Genomic DNA, 732 nt, shown 5'->3' with positions numbered 1-732 from the left:
AACCTGTTCATGCATTTCGCGTTCGATCTGTTTCTGGCTCGGGAGTTCCCGGCCGTGCGGTTCGAACGCTTCGCTGATGATGCGGTGGTGCATTGTGTGAGTCTGCGCCAGGCCAAGGAGGTCCTGGCGGCGCTCACCGAGCGGATGGCCGAGGTCGGTCTGGAGCTGCACCCGGATAAGACCCGGATTGTGTACTGCAAGGACGGCAAGCGGCGTGGCTCGTACGACCACACCGCTTTCGATTTCCTGGGGTTCACTTTCCGCGGTCGTGGGATGCGGCGGAAGGACGGGACGATGGTCACGAACTTCCTGCCCGCGATCAGCAAAGACGCCTTGAAAAAGATCAGTGCGCAGGTGCGGGCATGGAAGCTGCACCGGCGCATGGATCGTACCGAAGCGGACCTGGCACGCTGGATGAATCCGGTCGTGCAAGGTTGGATGAATTACTACGGCGCCTTCTACCGGTCGGCGCTTTATCCCCTTCTGGCCCGCATCAACGCCTACCTGATGCGGTGGCTGCGCAACAAGTACAAACGGCTGCGGGGACGCAAGAAGGCCCACGAAGCGTGGAGGAGAGCTGTCCGGGGACGACCTCGGTTCTTCGCCCATTGGCGCTGGGTCAACTGGGTCCCCGCCGTCTGGTGACCAGGACGACAAGAGCCGTGTAACGAGAGATCGTTACGCACGGTTCTGTGGGAGCCCCGGGGTGCGATTCCCCGGGGCTACCCGACC

1 protein-coding gene is annotated in these 732 nt (G+C 62.4%); it reads left to right on the top strand.

Translation table 11 applies throughout. The features are described from left to right. On the top strand, positions 1-645 hold a 645-nt coding region (locus EJK15_RS69750), incomplete at its 5' end, for a group II intron maturase-specific domain-containing protein (protein ID WP_240778168.1). Positions 646-732 lie beyond the last annotated feature (87 nt).

The sequence above is a fragment of the Nonomuraea basaltis genome (assembly GCF_005893125.1).
Classification (GTDB): domain Bacteria; phylum Actinomycetota; class Actinomycetes; order Streptosporangiales; family Streptosporangiaceae; genus Nonomuraea; species Nonomuraea basaltis.
Note: the sequence above shows the minus strand (reverse complement) of the source record. Positions and strands in the feature narration are given on the sequence as shown.